This is a genomic window from Colwellia meonggei (assembly GCF_057537295.1).
On sequence record NZ_BAAJLZ010000006.1, the window covers coordinates 226,883 to 242,942 of the forward strand.

12 protein-coding genes and 1 tRNA gene are annotated in these 16,060 nt (G+C 36.7%); 8 read left to right on the forward strand and 5 right to left on the reverse strand.

All coding sequences use genetic code 11. From position 1 onward, the window contains the following. The first annotated feature begins 32 nt into the window (after positions 1-32). The gene (locus AC27E9_RS15245) at positions 33-1,172 is read left to right on the forward strand and encodes an alpha/beta hydrolase (RefSeq protein ID WP_487131626.1); all 1,140 of its coding nucleotides are present in this window, start codon (positions 33-35) and stop codon (positions 1,170-1,172) included. A 49-nt stretch (positions 1,173-1,221) separates the two neighbouring features. On the opposite strand, the gene AC27E9_RS15250 is transcribed toward AC27E9_RS15245, so the two are convergent. Further along, the gene (locus AC27E9_RS15250; protein ID WP_487131628.1) at positions 1,222-3,882 is read right to left on the reverse strand and encodes a protein kinase domain-containing protein; all 2,661 of its coding nucleotides are present in this window, start codon (positions 3,880-3,882) and stop codon (positions 1,222-1,224) included. Continuing rightward, positions 3,863-4,438 carry an ECF-type sigma factor gene (locus AC27E9_RS15255; RefSeq protein ID WP_487131630.1) on the reverse strand — a complete coding sequence of 192 codons (576 nt, stop codon included), beginning with the start codon at positions 4,436-4,438 and terminating at the stop codon, positions 3,863-3,865. Before AC27E9_RS15255 ends, AC27E9_RS15250 begins: the two co-directional genes overlap by 20 nt. 278 nt (positions 4,439-4,716) lie before the next feature. Here AC27E9_RS15255 and AC27E9_RS15260 point away from each other — a divergent pair, with 278 nt between their 5' ends. The 5 genes from AC27E9_RS15260 (at position 4,717) to AC27E9_RS15280 (ending at position 8,794) form a co-directional block, all read left to right on the forward strand. Beyond that, on the forward strand, positions 4,717-5,484 hold the full coding sequence (locus AC27E9_RS15260) for a primase-helicase family protein (protein WP_487131632.1): 768 nt from the start codon (positions 4,717-4,719) through the stop codon (positions 5,482-5,484). Between the two features lie 15 nt (positions 5,485-5,499). After that, on the forward strand, positions 5,500-5,715 hold the full coding sequence (locus AC27E9_RS15265) for a hypothetical protein (RefSeq protein WP_487131634.1): 216 nt from the start codon (positions 5,500-5,502) through the stop codon (positions 5,713-5,715). Positions 5,716-5,966: 251 nt separating this feature from the next. After that, positions 5,967-6,623, forward strand: a complete 657-nt coding sequence (locus AC27E9_RS15270) for an AbiU2 domain-containing protein (protein WP_487131636.1) — start codon at positions 5,967-5,969, stop codon at positions 6,621-6,623. 244 nt (positions 6,624-6,867) lie between these two features. Next, the gene (locus AC27E9_RS15275) at positions 6,868-8,457 is read left to right on the forward strand and encodes a hypothetical protein (RefSeq protein WP_487131638.1); all 1,590 of its coding nucleotides are present in this window, start codon (positions 6,868-6,870) and stop codon (positions 8,455-8,457) included. A gap of 10 nt (positions 8,458-8,467) precedes the next feature. Next, the gene (locus AC27E9_RS15280; RefSeq protein WP_487131640.1) at positions 8,468-8,794 is read left to right on the forward strand and encodes a hypothetical protein; all 327 of its coding nucleotides are present in this window, start codon (positions 8,468-8,470) and stop codon (positions 8,792-8,794) included. A gap of 764 nt (positions 8,795-9,558) precedes the next feature. On the opposite strand, the gene AC27E9_RS15285 is transcribed toward AC27E9_RS15280, so the two are convergent. Next, positions 9,559-9,635: transfer RNA gene (locus AC27E9_RS15285), tRNA-Ile, on the reverse strand. A 169-nt stretch (positions 9,636-9,804) separates the two neighbouring features. Next, the gene (locus AC27E9_RS15290) at positions 9,805-12,564 is read right to left on the reverse strand and encodes a choice-of-anchor B family protein (RefSeq protein WP_487131642.1); all 2,760 of its coding nucleotides are present in this window, start codon (positions 12,562-12,564) and stop codon (positions 9,805-9,807) included. Between the two features lie 152 nt (positions 12,565-12,716). Here AC27E9_RS15290 and AC27E9_RS15295 point away from each other — a divergent pair, with 152 nt between their 5' ends. Together AC27E9_RS15295 and AC27E9_RS15300 are read left to right on the forward strand one after the other, a co-directional pair. After that, complete coding sequence (locus AC27E9_RS15295; protein ID WP_487131644.1) at positions 12,717-13,589, forward strand: MbnP family copper-binding protein; 873 nt, start codon at positions 12,717-12,719, stop codon at positions 13,587-13,589. Continuing rightward, entirely contained in the window at positions 13,582-14,718 is a 1,137-nt protein-coding gene (locus AC27E9_RS15300) for an MbnH family di-heme enzyme (protein WP_487131646.1), read from the forward strand. The genes AC27E9_RS15295 and AC27E9_RS15300 overlap by 8 nt, the downstream gene beginning before the upstream one ends. A gap of 118 nt (positions 14,719-14,836) precedes the next feature. On the opposite strand, the gene rpoD is transcribed toward AC27E9_RS15300, so the two are convergent. Beyond that, a partial coding sequence (gene rpoD, locus AC27E9_RS15305) for an RNA polymerase sigma factor RpoD (RefSeq protein ID WP_487131648.1) occupies positions 14,837-16,060 on the reverse strand: 1,224 nt, incomplete at its 5' end.

Genomic DNA, 16,060 nt, shown 5'->3' on the forward strand with positions numbered 1-16,060 from the left:
AAAACATAATTATTTGTACTTAGGAGAAGAATATGAAATATATCATGATTATTATTGCTTTTTTAGTTAGTACGGCACCAGCCGTTCATGCGATGGATTTTCCGCCGGAAAAGCGCATGTTTAAACAAAAGCATAAAAAACGACAATTGGTTTACCCTGAAGGATTTCAACGTAAATTGAAATCACAATACGTTGATGAAACTTTTAAAATTTATGTACTGTTACCAGAGGATTACGATAAAAATAAAGTAGGTGGCTATCCTGTTTCTTATGTTTTAGATGCGGATTATTTTGTCTATACATTAGACCATGTAAATGCATTTAATACCTTATTGCCGGATACTATTATTATTGGTATAGGCTATATGGATAGCGATCCTGATGGTGTTAAACGCATACGAGATTACTCACCGACAGAAGTTGCAGATGTTCAAAACTCTGGTGGGGCCGATAATTTTCGTTCTATGCTAACCTACGAATTGATGCCACGTGTAAATCGAAAACTTAATATTGACCAATCACATGAAACTTTAGTTTCATGGTCACTAAGTGGTTTATTTGCTTTAGACACTATGTTTAATCATGGCGAAATGTTCGACAACTATATTGTTTCTTCTCCTTACTTACCTTGGGATGACTATATGATATTTGAAGAAGAGGCAAAGTACGCTGCCGCTAATAGTGATCTGCAAACTCGGTTGTTTTTAAGTGTTGGAGAACTTGAAAGTGTTGAGACAACTAAAGCACCATTTAATGGTTTAGTAACCACATTGGAATCTCGCAATTATCCAAATTTATTAATAGAAGATCGTGAAATTGAAGGAGAAGCACATAATACAATGGTAGCGCCTTCTTTTAATAAAGGGTTACGCCATGTGTTTAGTGATGTTAAAGCTATTAAGATATCATCTTCAGTTCAACAGGATTTTCTAGGGGTTTATGACTTCTTTCCTGGATTGAGTATGACGATAACCGCAAAGGGAGAAATGTTAGTTGCGGCTATTACTGGGAATAATGGTTTTGAAATGTATCCGACGACTGAAACTCAATTTTTTAGTAAAATGGTTCCTGGGTTAAAGGTTACTTTTAGCCGAGATGAACATGGTAATATAGCGTATGTTACATATGATTCGCCTAACCTTGGTGTATTTAATGGTACAAAGCGTCAATAAAAATGAACTACAAGCTGTATTAATACTTTAAAAATAATGTTTGGGAGAATTAAATAAAATCACTCACTAATTGTTCAACAGCACCGATCTTTTCTGGTTGGCTGATTTGTGTGTAAATTTGTTTAAGATATTTGATACTTTGCTTTAACATTTTTTTATTTACATTCTCCCGTTGAATATTTCGCTCTATACATGCTAATAGATACTGCTCGGCGTGGAGAAATTTTTGGCTATAAAGTAGTGCTACTCCGATTGATAACTTAATCTCAGCTATTGGGTATTCAGCTTTATCGTACTTAGCTTGGAAAAGTTGCTCTGCTTCTTTCATTAGAAAAATGCTCTTTTCCAAGTCTTTTAATCGGCCTGTAATAATCCCTAATGTCCATTTAGCGTAACCAGTCGTGTCATGGTTTCTTCCGTGATGCGCTGTTGATAAAGCTAATGCTTGCTTTAATATTGGTTCTGCTGCGGAATATTTTTCTAAGTTTTGCAGTAAATTACCGTAATTAATTAAAAGCCCTATCAATTTTACATGTTCGCCACCATATTTTTGGGTTGTTATTTCGATTGCTAGTTTATGATACTTCTGTGCATCATCTGTTTTAGCTAGTTGTAGTTTAGTCATGGCCATCATACCTGCTGTATCAGCATGGAGGTCAGAATAAATTCCGTATAGTTTAGTTACCCGAGTTAATTGTTCTTCTAGAAGAACTTCTGACTCTAGCCAACGATCTTGAAACCAGTAAAGTAAAGCTATTGTTGCCTCAATCTCTGCAAAATCTGGCGACATAGTAAGTTTTTGCTCTGTTAATTGCCCACGTAATTTCAGTAATAGCTTTTCAGCTACAGCATAACTTCGATTACTTATTTGTGCCTTAGCTAAAAAAATATTGTTTTGTAACGCAGAACTTTCCATTTGGGAATTAGAGGACAAGTATAGATTCTTTGCTTTTATATGTGAGTCGATTGCTTCTTCCCACTTAGCTTGATGCTGGTGAATCCTACCTTGTAAGTAATTTATATTGGCTAATAAATGTGGAGTTTTAGTTTTGTTTTCTATTGTTGCAGCTAACGCTTTTTCGATAAAGTGTTGGGCGCTTTCAATGTTTCCTAAACCAAGCTCGGCGAAACCAAGTGATGTTAATGTAGCCTCTATAGAGAAGTTTTTTTTCCTAAAGTCGGGCGAATTTGTTACCGACAATACCTTATTAAAATGCTGCTTAGCTTCAGAGTAGCTAGACATATTTAAAAAAACTTCACCTAAAGTGTTGTGTAAACTGCTTTCTAATTCTGGAGAAAACTCCTTTTCAACTAATTGCTGACTTGCTACAACTAATACTTCTTGTGCTGACTTTGATTGACCATTTGCATTATATGGGTCTACTTGCTTAAATGCGCTAGTAAGTAATGAACTAATTGCTTGTGCGCGTAATGATTGCGTATTGGCAATATCTCTTTCTGTCGCTAACTGGTTGTTTTTAAATGTAAGCAACGTAAAAGAAAATATAACTAGTATTGCACTAAATATTAACATCAGGCTGGCAAATTTATGTCGAAGCCTCCATAAACTGAAACGATGGAAAAGACCTGGAGGGTTAACCGAAACTGGTTGATGATTAAGAAAACACTGTAAATCACTTCTTAATTGAGTAACGGATTGATAACGTTTTGAGACATCATAAGACATAGCTTTAGTGACTATTGCATTAACGTCTTCTAATCGGAAGTTCTTGTTTCTTAACTTTCTCTTTAGCCAACTTTTTTTATAATCTTCGCCGATATATGAATGTTCTTTTTTTAGCTCTTTATCATACTCATTCGGCTGCAGCGAGGATAATTCAAATGGCCGTCTTTTAGTGAGTAATTCGTATAAAGTGACGCCTAGTGAGTAGATGTCTGATCCTGTTGATAGCTTCAGACCTTTGATTTGTTCTGGGCTAGCAAAGTTAGGCGTAAACATTTTTGGGGTGCTACTAGCCTCATCGCCCGGATTGGAAGGTGTATCTAAGCTGGCTATGCCAAAATCAATTATTTTAGGCTCTCCTTGCTTATTTACTAAAATATTAGCTGGCTTGATGTCTCTGTGTATAATGGAGTGTGAGTGGGCAAACTGAATGCCATCACAAACTTTTAGAAAAAGATTGATTAACTCATTTGTTGAAAGCTCCTGCTCATTACAATATTCGGTAATAGGCATGCCATCAATAAATTCCATTATAATATATGGCGTACCGTAATCTGTTGTTCCTCCATCGAGCATTCTGCAAATGGCTGGGTGCTCTAAGTCTGCAAATAACTGTCGTTCTAATAAAAAACGAGATTGATGAAATTCTGATTGCAGCTGAAATGTTCCTACCTTAATTGCTACGTTCTTTTGATATTCCCCGTCACTACGAGAAGCTAAAAATACATCTCCCATACCTCCACATCCAATTAAATCAATAATTTGATAGTTTCCGAAGGTTTGCTGAAGAGGGTCAATAAAGTTTGTTTTGAATAAATTTTGAGAAACGCTATTTTCCGTTGGTAGTGTTGATTTACTATTTTTTAGATCTTGGTGATGCAACTCCATAACCCTTTCATATAGTGTTACATTATCTCCACAGCGTTGTTTTATTATCTCATTGAGCTGTTCTTTATCCAAAGAAAGGCTATCGATAAAAATAGATTTTGCTTGGTGATAAACATTATCAAGCATATGTAACTTCATTTAGTTTTTGGCCCAACCAAGCTTGAGCAAATCGCCATTGGCGCTTAACGCTACTTAATGATAACTTTTTAATATCAGCAATTTCCTGCAGCGTTAGCCCGACAAAAAACCTCAATTCCGTTAACTCTACTATTTCGGGATCTAAGTCTGCTAATTCATTTAATACTCGGTCGATTGATAGCCAGTCTTCTTTATCCAATTCATCACCCATTAAGGGGGCATTTTGGATCTCTGTGTGGATGATTAATCCCCCACGCTTTTCACAGTTTTTTGAGCGTAAATAGTCAATTACTACTCTACGTGAGACTCTAGCGAGTATTGAAAAAAAGTGAGCTCGGTTTTGCCAATTATATGATGCGTGATTATCAAATCGAATATAAACGTCATGAACTAAGTCAGTTGTACTTAATGTTACATTGTGTTGATAAGGCTTAATTTTATTGGCGACAATGGCTTTCATCGTAGGATAAACACATTCGAAAAGTTTATTCCAAGCTTCTTTATCGCCAGTGCGGGAATGTTCTAATAATAAGGTTAAATCGGTACTTTCAGACATTTTTTGCCTTATTCATGATTCATGGCTAAACCGAATGCCTAAATGATACTCGGTATTATATGAAATCTAAGTTACTGAAACTGTTTGCTTAACTTATAGTAAATAAATAAATGTAAAATAAATAGTTACTTTTAGTTTAACTGGGAATTGTCACCTTAAATGTAGTTAGACACTCTTCAGTTACTAAGGTTGTTAAAAGTTTAAAACTTATGACATATTGAATTGTAGGGGAAAGTATTTAAACCTGATGGTATTAGCTTTTACCCTAACCCTAAATTATGCCCCCAACTATATATAACTTGTTTGAAGGATTTGCTATTTCGCCAAAAGAAGGCGATGTTACTCCCTTTATTAATCATGTGTTTGAAGTGATTTGTAATGGAGACCAAGTTGCTGCTGACTATTTAATTGCTTTCTTTGCTCATATGATTCAAAAGCCAGATGAAAAACCGAGTGTGGCTATTGTAATGAAGTCGATTGAAGGTACAGGAAAAGGAACTTTACTTGAGCCGTTAATGCAAATCTTAGGCTCATTAGCTGTTCAGGTTAATGGGGCTTATCAATTATCAGGCCGATTTAATTCTGTGGTCGCTAATAGGTTATTAGTATTTGCTGATGAAGTTGATTTAACCGATCCAAGAACAGCAGATAAACTTAAAGGTATGATTAGTGAGCCTCGGTTAAGTATGGAACGTAAGGGAATAGACCCAATACAAGTGCCTAATTTTTGTCGATTTATCTTTGCTAGTAATCATGAAACCGTTATTAAGGCTGGTAATAGAGAAAGGCGATATTTGGTACTTGAGCCTTCAGGAAGGTTTGCACAAAACACTGAGTATTTTAAAAGGTTGTGGCAATGGATAAATGCCAATGGCGCAAACTATTTGTTTGATTATTTGCTGAATTACGATTTATCAAATTTTGACCCAAGAAAAGCACCCGTAACCGCTGCATTATTGGAGGAGAAAAAAGCTAATTTAACACCTTATCAAGAGTATATTTTTCATGAGTTAACCCAAGAGCAACCATTTGATGGGATGTGTTGAATTGAAACCAAGCAAATGACAGAACGTTGTCGACGTTGGCTAGAGGTAAATAATTATCCAATGAGTGCACCTAAAGTTCGTAGTGGTATTGGAAGGTTGCTTGCTAAAATTGGGATTGAATCAATTGGTAAAAGTGGTAGAGGTGCATATTATGAGTTGCCCGAAATGCCGATATTTCAAGAAAGATTCAGTGGTTTGTTAGGGCATTCAATTAACGAAATATTTGATTAGACCTGTATTACCTATATCACCTATACCGATAAATTTAATTGGATAGGTGGTATAGGTGGGAGAGCAATAAATTGTCAAAATCGTTAGCTTGGAGTGCTGTAAATAACTGTACTAACAACCCAAAAGTAATGTTTGAAAAAGTGCGCCAAGTACTGATTTCTCGTCTAGAAACCCAAAACAAACTGTTATAAAGTCAAGAAGGAAAGTTACATTTATCCATTTATTAAATAACGAATATAAAAGGGAATAAGATGAATACGAGCAGTTATATTGATTTCACGAGAAAAGAAATTACAAGCGCATTGACTGTTTTGTATTATCGGCAATCATTCAACCGATTATTAGCGGATGCTGAAATTGTAAAATCCATGAACAAGAACACAATATTCTGGCTTGCTCATAACGCCTCTTTAGACCGTACCTTATTTATATATTTAGGTCGTTTGACTGATACGGGAAAAGACGTAAGATCATTTGCTAAGTTTAAAAGCCATTGCCAAAGAAATACTTCTGATTTTTTCGAAGATGCATTTAAAGAAAGAAAACAAACACTTCTAGTGAAGCATAAATCATATCTAGATGGAAAGTCATTCCCTTCTGCAATTGATATTAGAAATTTATTCAAAAAAACGTCAGGAGCTACGAAGTTTTTAAACAAAGAATGCAAGGATATTAGGAATCTAGTTTATGCGCATGCTATCAAAAGTGAGGAACATGAGCATATTCATTTGTTTAAAGAAGTACGTTTGTCTGAAATAGAAGAAAGCCTTTTATCTATGTGGGATGTAACTGAGCGACTATGGCAAGCATTTCATAACGCTAGGCCATTTGATATGGAATGGATGGAGTTTCCTGACAAAAATGACATTTTTGAAGCAACTAAAAAAGCTATTGTTGGAGATTTATAAAATACTTACATAAATTATAAATCTAATTATGCATATATTGCTGTTTTGTGACTAAGCTCGCATGTCACTTTCTACTAAAAGAAAAATTCTTATTGATTTTTTGTGTTTTTCTGTATACTTTTTGTACAGTAAACATGGAGGTTAACAATCGCATTTATGTGTTTCCCTTCTGTTATAGAATTTAAAATCCTTTACTCTTAACATCTAGGGTTGTTGTAGGGAATACCAACGAAAGGAGATAAACATGGGTATACCATACAACGACTTAGAAAACGCTGGAGTTGATATAGGGGCAGCAGTTAACGAAGAATTCTTAAACAATTTCTCTAAAGGTCATTATCAATATAATTCTTCAGTCTATGAAGGTTCAACGTTTGTAGACGAATTTGGTGATAGAATTCAAATATCATTTAAGCTACAAAATCCAGTTAGTTTTGATTTTGACCCTATTTCAAAATCACGATTTTCGGGGTTGTGGAAGTCACATCTCATTACCAAGGGGATGGATTCTGCAAGGGGCGATAAATTCTACACCATTCCACCTAATTTAAAAGTACATGGTAAAAATGTTGTATTTGAAATAGTGGTATATGAAGGGACTTCGACAAATGTCAAACTTAAGGTTAGCTTTGATTGGGATCTGATCGCCACTTGTGCGGTAATATTAAATGAGGATGGGGGCTCATTTGTTTTAAATTTAGAACCATTAAAAATTGAATTTTCAATAGGTAGTAATGCTGTAGCAAGCGAAATAAAAGCAGCTATTACTCATAACTCGTCTCAAAAAAAAGGAAATTCCTATTCTGTTGGAAATGAAGAGTGGTGTGTTGAAATCGAACGACTAATATTGTTATTGTTAAACAATATCATAAGTACTCAAATTTCTAATTTCATTAGGTCGTTTGAGTTACCAAAAGCAATTGAATTAGCTGACGGTATTAGCTTCTCTCCAAATTACCTAGATGTTACATCCGAATATTTATTACTTGGTGGTCAGGTAGATGAATCAGCCATATTGAGTTCAGATCTTCAGACTGAAGTTAGTGCTATCTTAAATGAATATTCAAGAAGAGTTGATGAAGAATTAACTCTTCTTTCAGACGAAGAGTTAGCCAAATGGAGCTCAGATAGTTCATCTTCGGTTCAATGGCTAAAAATGAAAAGGCAAGAGATAGAAGAAGAGGTTGAGAATTATAGATCCGCTAAAGCAAGTAGCAATTATAAAAAAAATGTATCAATTCTGATAAACAGTAAACCTTTTGACTTGATTGCAAAAAGAGAACTTTCTGTCAAAGATGGCTGGAAAAAAGAGAAAAAACTAGACAGGGCATTGAAAGCTGAAGTGGGTTGGTGGTTAAGGTTGGAGAATCCAAGTGGTCGGGTTATTCCAAATGGAATCCAGTTGGAGGTCACACCCAGCATTGGTGGAACATTGAGAGTTTGCCATTTCGATCTTGACCCTAAACGCTTTGGTAAGTGGAAGTGTTATGGGCCTTGTTTAACTTTATCAGTTAAGAACTTTAGAGTATCTGCTTTTCCTACATTTCCAAATAGCGGTGTTTATTTTAGGGGAAAATTTGATTCTGATGGAATGAATATAGATATCTGTGACTATCCAAGTTGGGCAAACGCAATATTCTCTTGGATACTGTCGAGTCTAACTGACCCAATAATAGATTTTTTAGGTGCAATATTAGGACTTTTCAGGATTAAGGTCATTGGTTATCCGCACCACTTTCCAGGTACAGGGCTGGAATGGAGCCCTCAGATCAATACTCTGCCGAGTAATGTAGGTAATTATTTAGAATTTTCTGCAGACCCAATTTTTAAATAAGGAGATTATTATGAAAGATTTTAATACTAATAAGGCGTTAGAGCTTATAGAGGCCTCTAGCTATATGGTGGAGTGTGAGACAGAATTCGATATTTCTGTAACCCATACTATGAAAATTAAGAAATGTGGCGACCCCACGAGTAATGAAAACACTGCAATGATGTCAGGGCTCTTGCGTGAATGGACTCGAAAGGCTTTTTTCACTTGTGATCAGTTGTCCGACTGTGTGAATCATAAGTTAATAAAGTTTGATATTGATGAAAGTCAAAATACATGTAAAGAAAATATGTGGCATATGACAGCAGTGATCACAACAAAATGTACTTCAGAACCATGATAGCTTAAATAAATACTGATAATCAGTAGTCACTCTCTTGAAATCCGTTTCAGGGGAGTGTTTTCAAAGATAAAGAACTAACATTTAGTTTCATTTCATTCAGCTAACATAACCTCAAGACTAACCAATCTATCACCTTTGATTTATAAGTTATGATAAGCAAACAATATTTATACAGTATTGCTATTTTGATAATTTTGATAATTTTTATTTTTTCATAAAGAAATTTTAAAGCCCATTTGAACGATTGATTAACTTCCTTTAAGGAAAATCTTTTAAGTAACGAATGTCTCTTATTGATACTAAGAATCATACAAAAATGATTGCCTGAATGACCATTACAGGTTGCACAGCGATCTATTTAGTAAGGTAAATTCATTTCTGAACTCGGTAGGCTTTGTGGTGTTGACTGCTTTTATAGTAATTTAAGTGTAAAAATATAGAACACGTTTACCAGTGATAATCAGTGAGCATGAGTACTACATAGGGTCTACGTATATTGATGTAATAAATTTAACTTATTGTTTTAAATCTATTATTTAAGCAATACAAGATAATAAGCTGTTATGGAGCTCGATAATAGCTAACAGCCTATTAGATTCTCCCTACCTAAGCCATTTTCAAAACAATTAAAATATTCTTAATTAAATAAGTAAAACCAATGGGGGGCAATATTATATAATTCTAAGCTACATATTTGCTACAAAATTATATTTTAAGGTTGTGCTGTTAGTGAGTAATTACGCTGAAGGTATTGATTTAAGTGGTGGCCCCTCCCTGACTTGAACAGGGGACCTGCCGATTATGAGTCGGATGCTCTAACCAACTGAGCTAAGGGGCCATCTTTTACTTTTGCTGAGTAACCGAGGAAGGTTAACTAAAAGCGGCGAGAAGTATAAGCATTTTTTATTTTGTTGTCACCACTAAAAAGCTAAAAAACCTGAGAAATGAATCTGATAGTTTAATAGTTGAACGATTAGCTGATTATTCTAATCGTTCAACTAAAAAATTTACTTATTTTTTCTTCTTCGGACAAACATTGGCGTCAATAAAAGTAATAAATAAGCAATTGCACCACCGCCTGATGACGAGGTAGTTGTTGGTGCGGGTGTTGGGGTTACCACAGGTGGTGAAACAATTGTTAGCGTGATTGTGCTGCTGGTTGATAAACCTTTTGAATCTGTGGCGGTGAATGACAATTCAATAGTGCCAGCCGCTGCCGGTGCAACAAAGTTTGCTGACAAAGTGTCAGCGTTATTTAATGTTATTGCTGTGCCAGAGGCTTGCTGCCATAGGTAAGTTAGTGGATCATTTTCATTGTCTGAAGCCGTTGCTGTAACTGTCACGGTTGCGCCTGTATTCTCTTCTCTGTCTTCAGTAAGGGTGATTGCAGGGGCTGTATTACTGTCGTCATCAGCTATGGTGACTGTATATTGTGTTATTGTACCTAAGTTACTGCCAGATTCAGGTGAAATTGTGACTGTAAAGGTTTCGTTATCTTCATCGATATCATCATTGATGATACTAATACTGATATTTTTCTCTGCAGAGTCGCTGTCGGCCCAATTAATGACGCCTGATGCTGACTCTACATCTTCTCCAATAGTTGCAGAGCCAGAACTTAGTAAATAGGAAACAGCTACGGCGCCAGTGGAGCTACCTTGACGTGCTAAGGTTATGTTTAGGCTACCTTGATTCTCTGGTACGGTTGCTTCAGTTGAAGTGAATGTTAATGAACCATTATTTACTCGGCCATCAACATTTATGGTTAAGTAACTATTACTTCCAAGTGTTGCTGAATTGCTAGGTTGGCTTAAACGAACGAAAAACTTCTCTTGAAATTCTTCTCCTGTTGCGTCAGCAGCAATATCAACAGTTATAGTTTTGCTAGTTGTGTCATTTGCTGGCCAAGTTAATGTTCCTGATATTGGGGTATAGTCACTATTTTCTTTAGCGCTACCGGGTAAAAGTTGATAATTTACACTTACTGCTTGGCTTGGGTTGCTGGCGCTATCTCGCGCGACATTGATTGTTAAGCTTTCCCCTTGATTAGCCGCTATTTCTTTAGTGGTAAAGCCGATTTTACCTTGAGGCGATTCCTGAGTGCGATCTTTTAAAATATATAAACCACTGCCAATATCGCTAACAAGAATATTGCCAGAAGGTAAGTAAGGATAAGTACCCCATGCGCCATTAAAGCCGGCGTTATCAGATGGTGTGTAGGTATCAAAGAAGCCAACATCCACTGGGTTTGCAGGATCTGTTATATCGAGTACTGTTAAGCCACGCTCATAGTTGGACATGTAATAGCGATTTCCTCGAACAAAGCCATTGTGGTCAATTGCACGAGTTGGCCCTGTCCATTGTCCAACTTGAATTGGATTATTAAGGTCAGCAATGGAGAAAATACGAACAGTTGAATTTAAGCCGCCATCTTTTTCGTCAAACTCGTCGTGTAAGAATATATGCTGTTTGTCTTCTGTACCCCAGCCAGAATGAACGTACTGATTACTTTTTGCTACGTCATTATATTCGCCAGTACCTAGTAAGGTGGTTGCTGAAGTATCGGTAATATTCCAAAGTTTCATTTCTTTTTCATTAAAATCAATGAAAACCGTACAGCTATCGCCACTGCTATTACACTGGCTATCTTTACGACTATCGGTAATGTTTATTGAAGCGCCGTCATGGGTATAACCCGAGCCGAAGTAATTGTCAGAAATCGCCGTTAATGTATCAGGTGTCTCTAATGAATAACTATGGAATGCACCGCTAAACCTGTTACTACCGATAAGTTGTAAACTTGGTGTTAACCCTGGCAGTGCAGTATTTAAAGTATGATCAACATTGGTGATATAGACATTATGCGCTTTGGTTACCACTCTGTTTTTTTCAACTAGGCTTACAGAGTTTGGTAGCTGATTGAGGTTTATAATTGTTACATAATCTGTTGAACTGTCGATTGTGGCATATGCATATGCTTGCCAGGCACCTATATTTGAATCAAAATATTGGTACACTTTAATATCACGCCAACTAGAGCCGAGTCCTCGAATAGTGCCAACTTCTTCAGGGTTTTCTGGGTCAGAAACATCTACAACAGCAACACCGTTATATAAGCCTATTAAGGCATACTCGTTGCCTGTATTTAGGTCAACATGGCCCCAAATATCGTTAGCGGCACTCGGGCGGCTAGAAAAATCACTGAGTGGCATATGTGCAAGTAGATCAATATTGTTACAAGCAAAACTACCAGCAGAGCCGTTAACACAATCAAGACCAGTTTGCTTTTCGCTTAATGTAAAGTAACTATCTAATTTGCTTTGTAAGGCTTTACTTTCAGGACTGTTTTGGGCGAAAAGTGATTTACCATCAGCCATAACAACAAAACCTTGCTGACGTAATGGCTCTGCCATATCAAGTGGAATATTTTTTAATTCTGTAGGATTTGTATCTGGGCTTTGACTTTGAAAATGATCAAAACGGTTGTAGCCGCCATAAATTGGCACTAAGGCACTTTTTAAATAAAACAACTCTTCACTTGACGTAATTGTATATTCGCCCGAAGAAACCAGTATTTTATCACCTTTGTTTGCTTGCTGAACTGCATAAGCAATAGTTTTACAGGGCCTTAAAACTTGATCACATTTCCCAGTATCTTTGCCATTTTCAGCGACAAAGCGGGCTTTGTCGTGTTCTGAATGGGCAAATGATAGCTGACTATTAAAAATTGCCGCTGTAATGACAAATATCCATGTTATTCGCAACATCAGATAGTCCTTATGTTAATAAAATGTTATATATGCACTTTACATTATTTGAATAGTATTTTAAATCATTGCTTTTTAGTTAATGCCGATTTATCTTTATTTTAAATATTTTCTTTTATAATCATTGGCTTCTAAAGTGCTTTGTAGGTTTTATGTTAGCAAAAAAAATCTCCGTTATTGTCTTTTTCATTATTTGTTGTACAGGCTATTTCTTTTTTATCAACACTTCACCCGTACAACAAATTAAAGTGAATTTGCAATGGCATGAAAACATCTTGGGCTGCAAATCGACCTTTGACCCTAAAAATAGTGGCGAGGCGTGGTTTATTGAACAATTGCAATTTTTCCTTAGTGATATTGAAATCGAAGTTGAAGGGCAAGGGTGGCAACATTTACAATTAACCAAAAACGCATTTCAAAATTCTAACACTGTGCTTTTAGGTACCAATTGTCGTGAAAAAAAACAGCATTCTCAAAAAAATGATGCGGAGTATTGGTCAATCATATTTGAAAGTAATGTTGATATTTCTAAAGTTCGTTCGGTTAGGTTTACTGTAGGAGTACCGTTTGATGTTAACCACTTAAATCCGGTTAGTCAGCAAAGTCCACTAAATTTACCGTCAATGTTTTGGGTTTGGCAAACAGGCCATAAATTTATTAGAGCCGAGTTTGCATCAGTTGACGATCAATGGGTATTTCACCTTGGTTCTTCTGGTTGTAAAGCTGCAAGTGTCATGCGACCACCAAAACAAAAGTGCCTTTACCCTAATACGTTTGAGTTTGAATTACCTGTTGATGATCTCGATAGCAAAGCATTAATGCTCAACTTTAATTTAGCGCATTTATTGCATAACGTTGAAATGTCATCAAAAGCTAATTGTCAATCAGAGCGTGACAACGAAGGCTGCTTGCAATTATTTAATAATTTGGCGACAAACAATAAGCCTCTGAGTGTTCAGCATAAATATGGCACGTTTTCTACAAAGCGAGCTATAAATGATGTTAAAGGAAGTGAAGTTGAATAAGGTAAAAAGTGTTCTGTTTTTCATCTTGATAAGTTGTTGCTTACTAAGTTGTGACTATTCGAATAATCAACAGGCGGCGTATCAATGGCCGCTATTGGATGGATTTCCTAAGCCGCAAGTACCAGAGAACAACCCGATGAGTAACGAAAAAGTGATGCTCGGCAAGGCGCTGTTTTTTGATAAAAATTTATCGGCAAATCAGCAGCAGTCATGTGAAAGTTGCCATTTGCAAAAGCTTGCTTTTGCAGAAAGTCGAGCGGTATCAATAGGCTCAACTGGCGGTATACATAGACGTAATGCTCCAGCGTTAGTCAATATTGCTTATAATAAGACTCTTACTTGGGCGCATGATGGTATCACAACTTTAGAGCGGCAAATTTTATTACCTATGTTTGGAGAAGATCCAGTCGAACTAGGTATTACCGGGCATGAAGAAGAAGTATTAGCACGTTTTCAGAATGAGAAATATCAGCAACTTTTTCAACATGCGTTCCCGAACCAAGCGATAAGTTATGAGCTTATAGTGAAAGCATTAGCGAGTTTCGTACGTAGCCTTATTTCATTAAATTCGCCATTTGATCAATATGCTTATTTGGGTGATGACAGCGCCATTTCTGAGTCAGCAATTCGTGGCATGAATTTATTTTTTTCTGAGCGCTTAGAATGCCATCATTGCCATGGCGGTTTTAATTTTACCCAATCAACAGGCCATGAGCAGCAACTAATTGATCGCCGACCATTTCATAATACCGGTCTTTACAATGTGGTTGGCAAAAATCAGCAGGGTGGTTATCCAACAAAAGATACCGGACTAGCAGAAATTTCTACCTTAGCGAAAGACGATGGCCGATTTAGAGCGCCAACGCTACGTAATATCGAATACAGCGCTCCCTACATGCATGATGGCAGTGTAGCAACGTTATCGGACGTAATTGACATTTATGCCGCAGGTGGCCGGAATATTGAGCAAGGAATATATCTGGGCGACGGACGAGCTAATCGTTTTAAGAGCCAGTTTGTAAAAGGATTTGAGCTAACATCGGAAGAGAAGCAAGACTTGATAGCATTTTTACACACCTTGACGGACCAAGAGTTTTTAACTTCAGCTAAACATGCAATTGAGCACTAAGCCATTATAGAATTTTCATTTGACAGGTAGAATTCAGGTAAAAAAAATCCAGCTATATGCTGGATTTTATGTTCATATGGATGTGGATAACAGTACCAGATCCATTAATTCACTATGCTTACTCGCCGTCTAAGAAGCTTTTCAGCTGTTCAGAACGAGAAGGGTGACGTAATTTACGTAACGCTTTTGCTTCAATTTGACGAATACGCTCACGTGTTACGTCAAACTGCTTACCTACTTCTTCTAAAGTGTGATCAGTATTCATATCAATACCGAAGCGCATTCTTAAAACTTTTGCTTCACGCGCGGTTAAACCAGCCAATACTTCGTGCGTTGCATCTTTCAAGTTTTCAGATGTTGCAGAATCAACAGGTAATTCGCCGCTGCCATCTTCAATAAAGTCACCTAAGTGCGAATCTTCATCATCACCAATTGGTGTTTCCATTGAAATAGGCTCTTTAGCAATTTTCAACACTTTACGAATTTTGTCTTCTGGCATTATCATGCGTTCAGCTAATTCTTCAGGTGTTGGTTCACGGCCCATTTCTTGTAACATTTGACGTGAAATACGGTTAAGTTTATTAATCGTTTCAATCATATGTACCGGAATACGAATTGTACGTGCTTGGTCGGCAATTGAACGGGTAATTGCTTGACGAATCCACCATGTTGCATAAGTTGAGAATTTGTAACCACGACGGTATTCAAACTTGTCAACGGCTTTCATTAAGCCAATGTTACCTTCTTGAATTAAATCCAAGAATTGTAAACCACGGTTGGTGTATTTTTTCGCAATGGAAATTACAAGACGTAAGTTAGCTTCAACCATTTCTTTCTTCGCACGACGAGCTTTCGCTTCACCGATTGACATGCGACGGTTGATATCTTTAATGCCATGAACATTTAGGTAAGTTTCTTCTTCCAACATGTTCAACTTGTAGATACAGCGTTCAACATCAAGTTCAATGTCAGCCATACGCTTAGAATGTGGCTCACCTGCCGCTTTTTGCGCTTCAAACCAATCTTTCGAGGTTTCATTACCTGGGAAAATTTTGATGAAGGTTGCTTTTGGCATACCTGCGCCAACAACACAATGCTTCATGATCAAACGTTCTTGAACACGCAAGCGATCCATAACGCTACGCATGTTTTTAACAAGACGATCAAATACTTTCGGCACAATACGGAATTCTTTAAATACTTCAGCTAAGGCGTCAATTGCTACTTGTGCATCAGCATGGCCGCGACCTTTAGCGTCAATTACTTTATTAGCATTTTCGTAAGCTTCACGCAGCGAGTTGAATTTTTCACGTGCTTCTTCTGGACAAGGACCCGTATCTTC

Coding starts and splice junctions, on each gene's coding strand:
- AC27E9_RS15290 (WP_487131642.1), bottom strand. CDS start 12,564: ATGTTGCGAATAACATGGATATTTGTCATTACAGCGGCAATTTTTAAT.
- AC27E9_RS15270 (WP_487131636.1), top strand. CDS start 5,967: ATGAATACGAGCAGTTATATTGATTTCACGAGAAAAGAAATTACAAGC.
- AC27E9_RS15245 (WP_487131626.1), top strand. CDS start 33: ATGAAATATATCATGATTATTATTGCTTTTTTAGTTAGTACGGCACCA.
- AC27E9_RS15280 (WP_487131640.1), top strand. CDS start 8,468: ATGAAAGATTTTAATACTAATAAGGCGTTAGAGCTTATAGAGGCCTCT.
- AC27E9_RS15260 (WP_487131632.1), top strand. CDS start 4,717: ATGCCCCCAACTATATATAACTTGTTTGAAGGATTTGCTATTTCGCCA.
- AC27E9_RS15275 (WP_487131638.1), top strand. CDS start 6,868: ATGGGTATACCATACAACGACTTAGAAAACGCTGGAGTTGATATAGGG.
- AC27E9_RS15250 (WP_487131628.1), bottom strand. CDS start 3,882: ATGAAGTTACATATGCTTGATAATGTTTATCACCAAGCAAAATCTATT.
- AC27E9_RS15295 (WP_487131644.1), top strand. CDS start 12,717: ATGTTAGCAAAAAAAATCTCCGTTATTGTCTTTTTCATTATTTGTTGT.
- AC27E9_RS15255 (WP_487131630.1), bottom strand. CDS start 4,438: ATGTCTGAAAGTACCGATTTAACCTTATTATTAGAACATTCCCGCACT.
- AC27E9_RS15265 (WP_487131634.1), top strand. CDS start 5,500: ATGACAGAACGTTGTCGACGTTGGCTAGAGGTAAATAATTATCCAATG.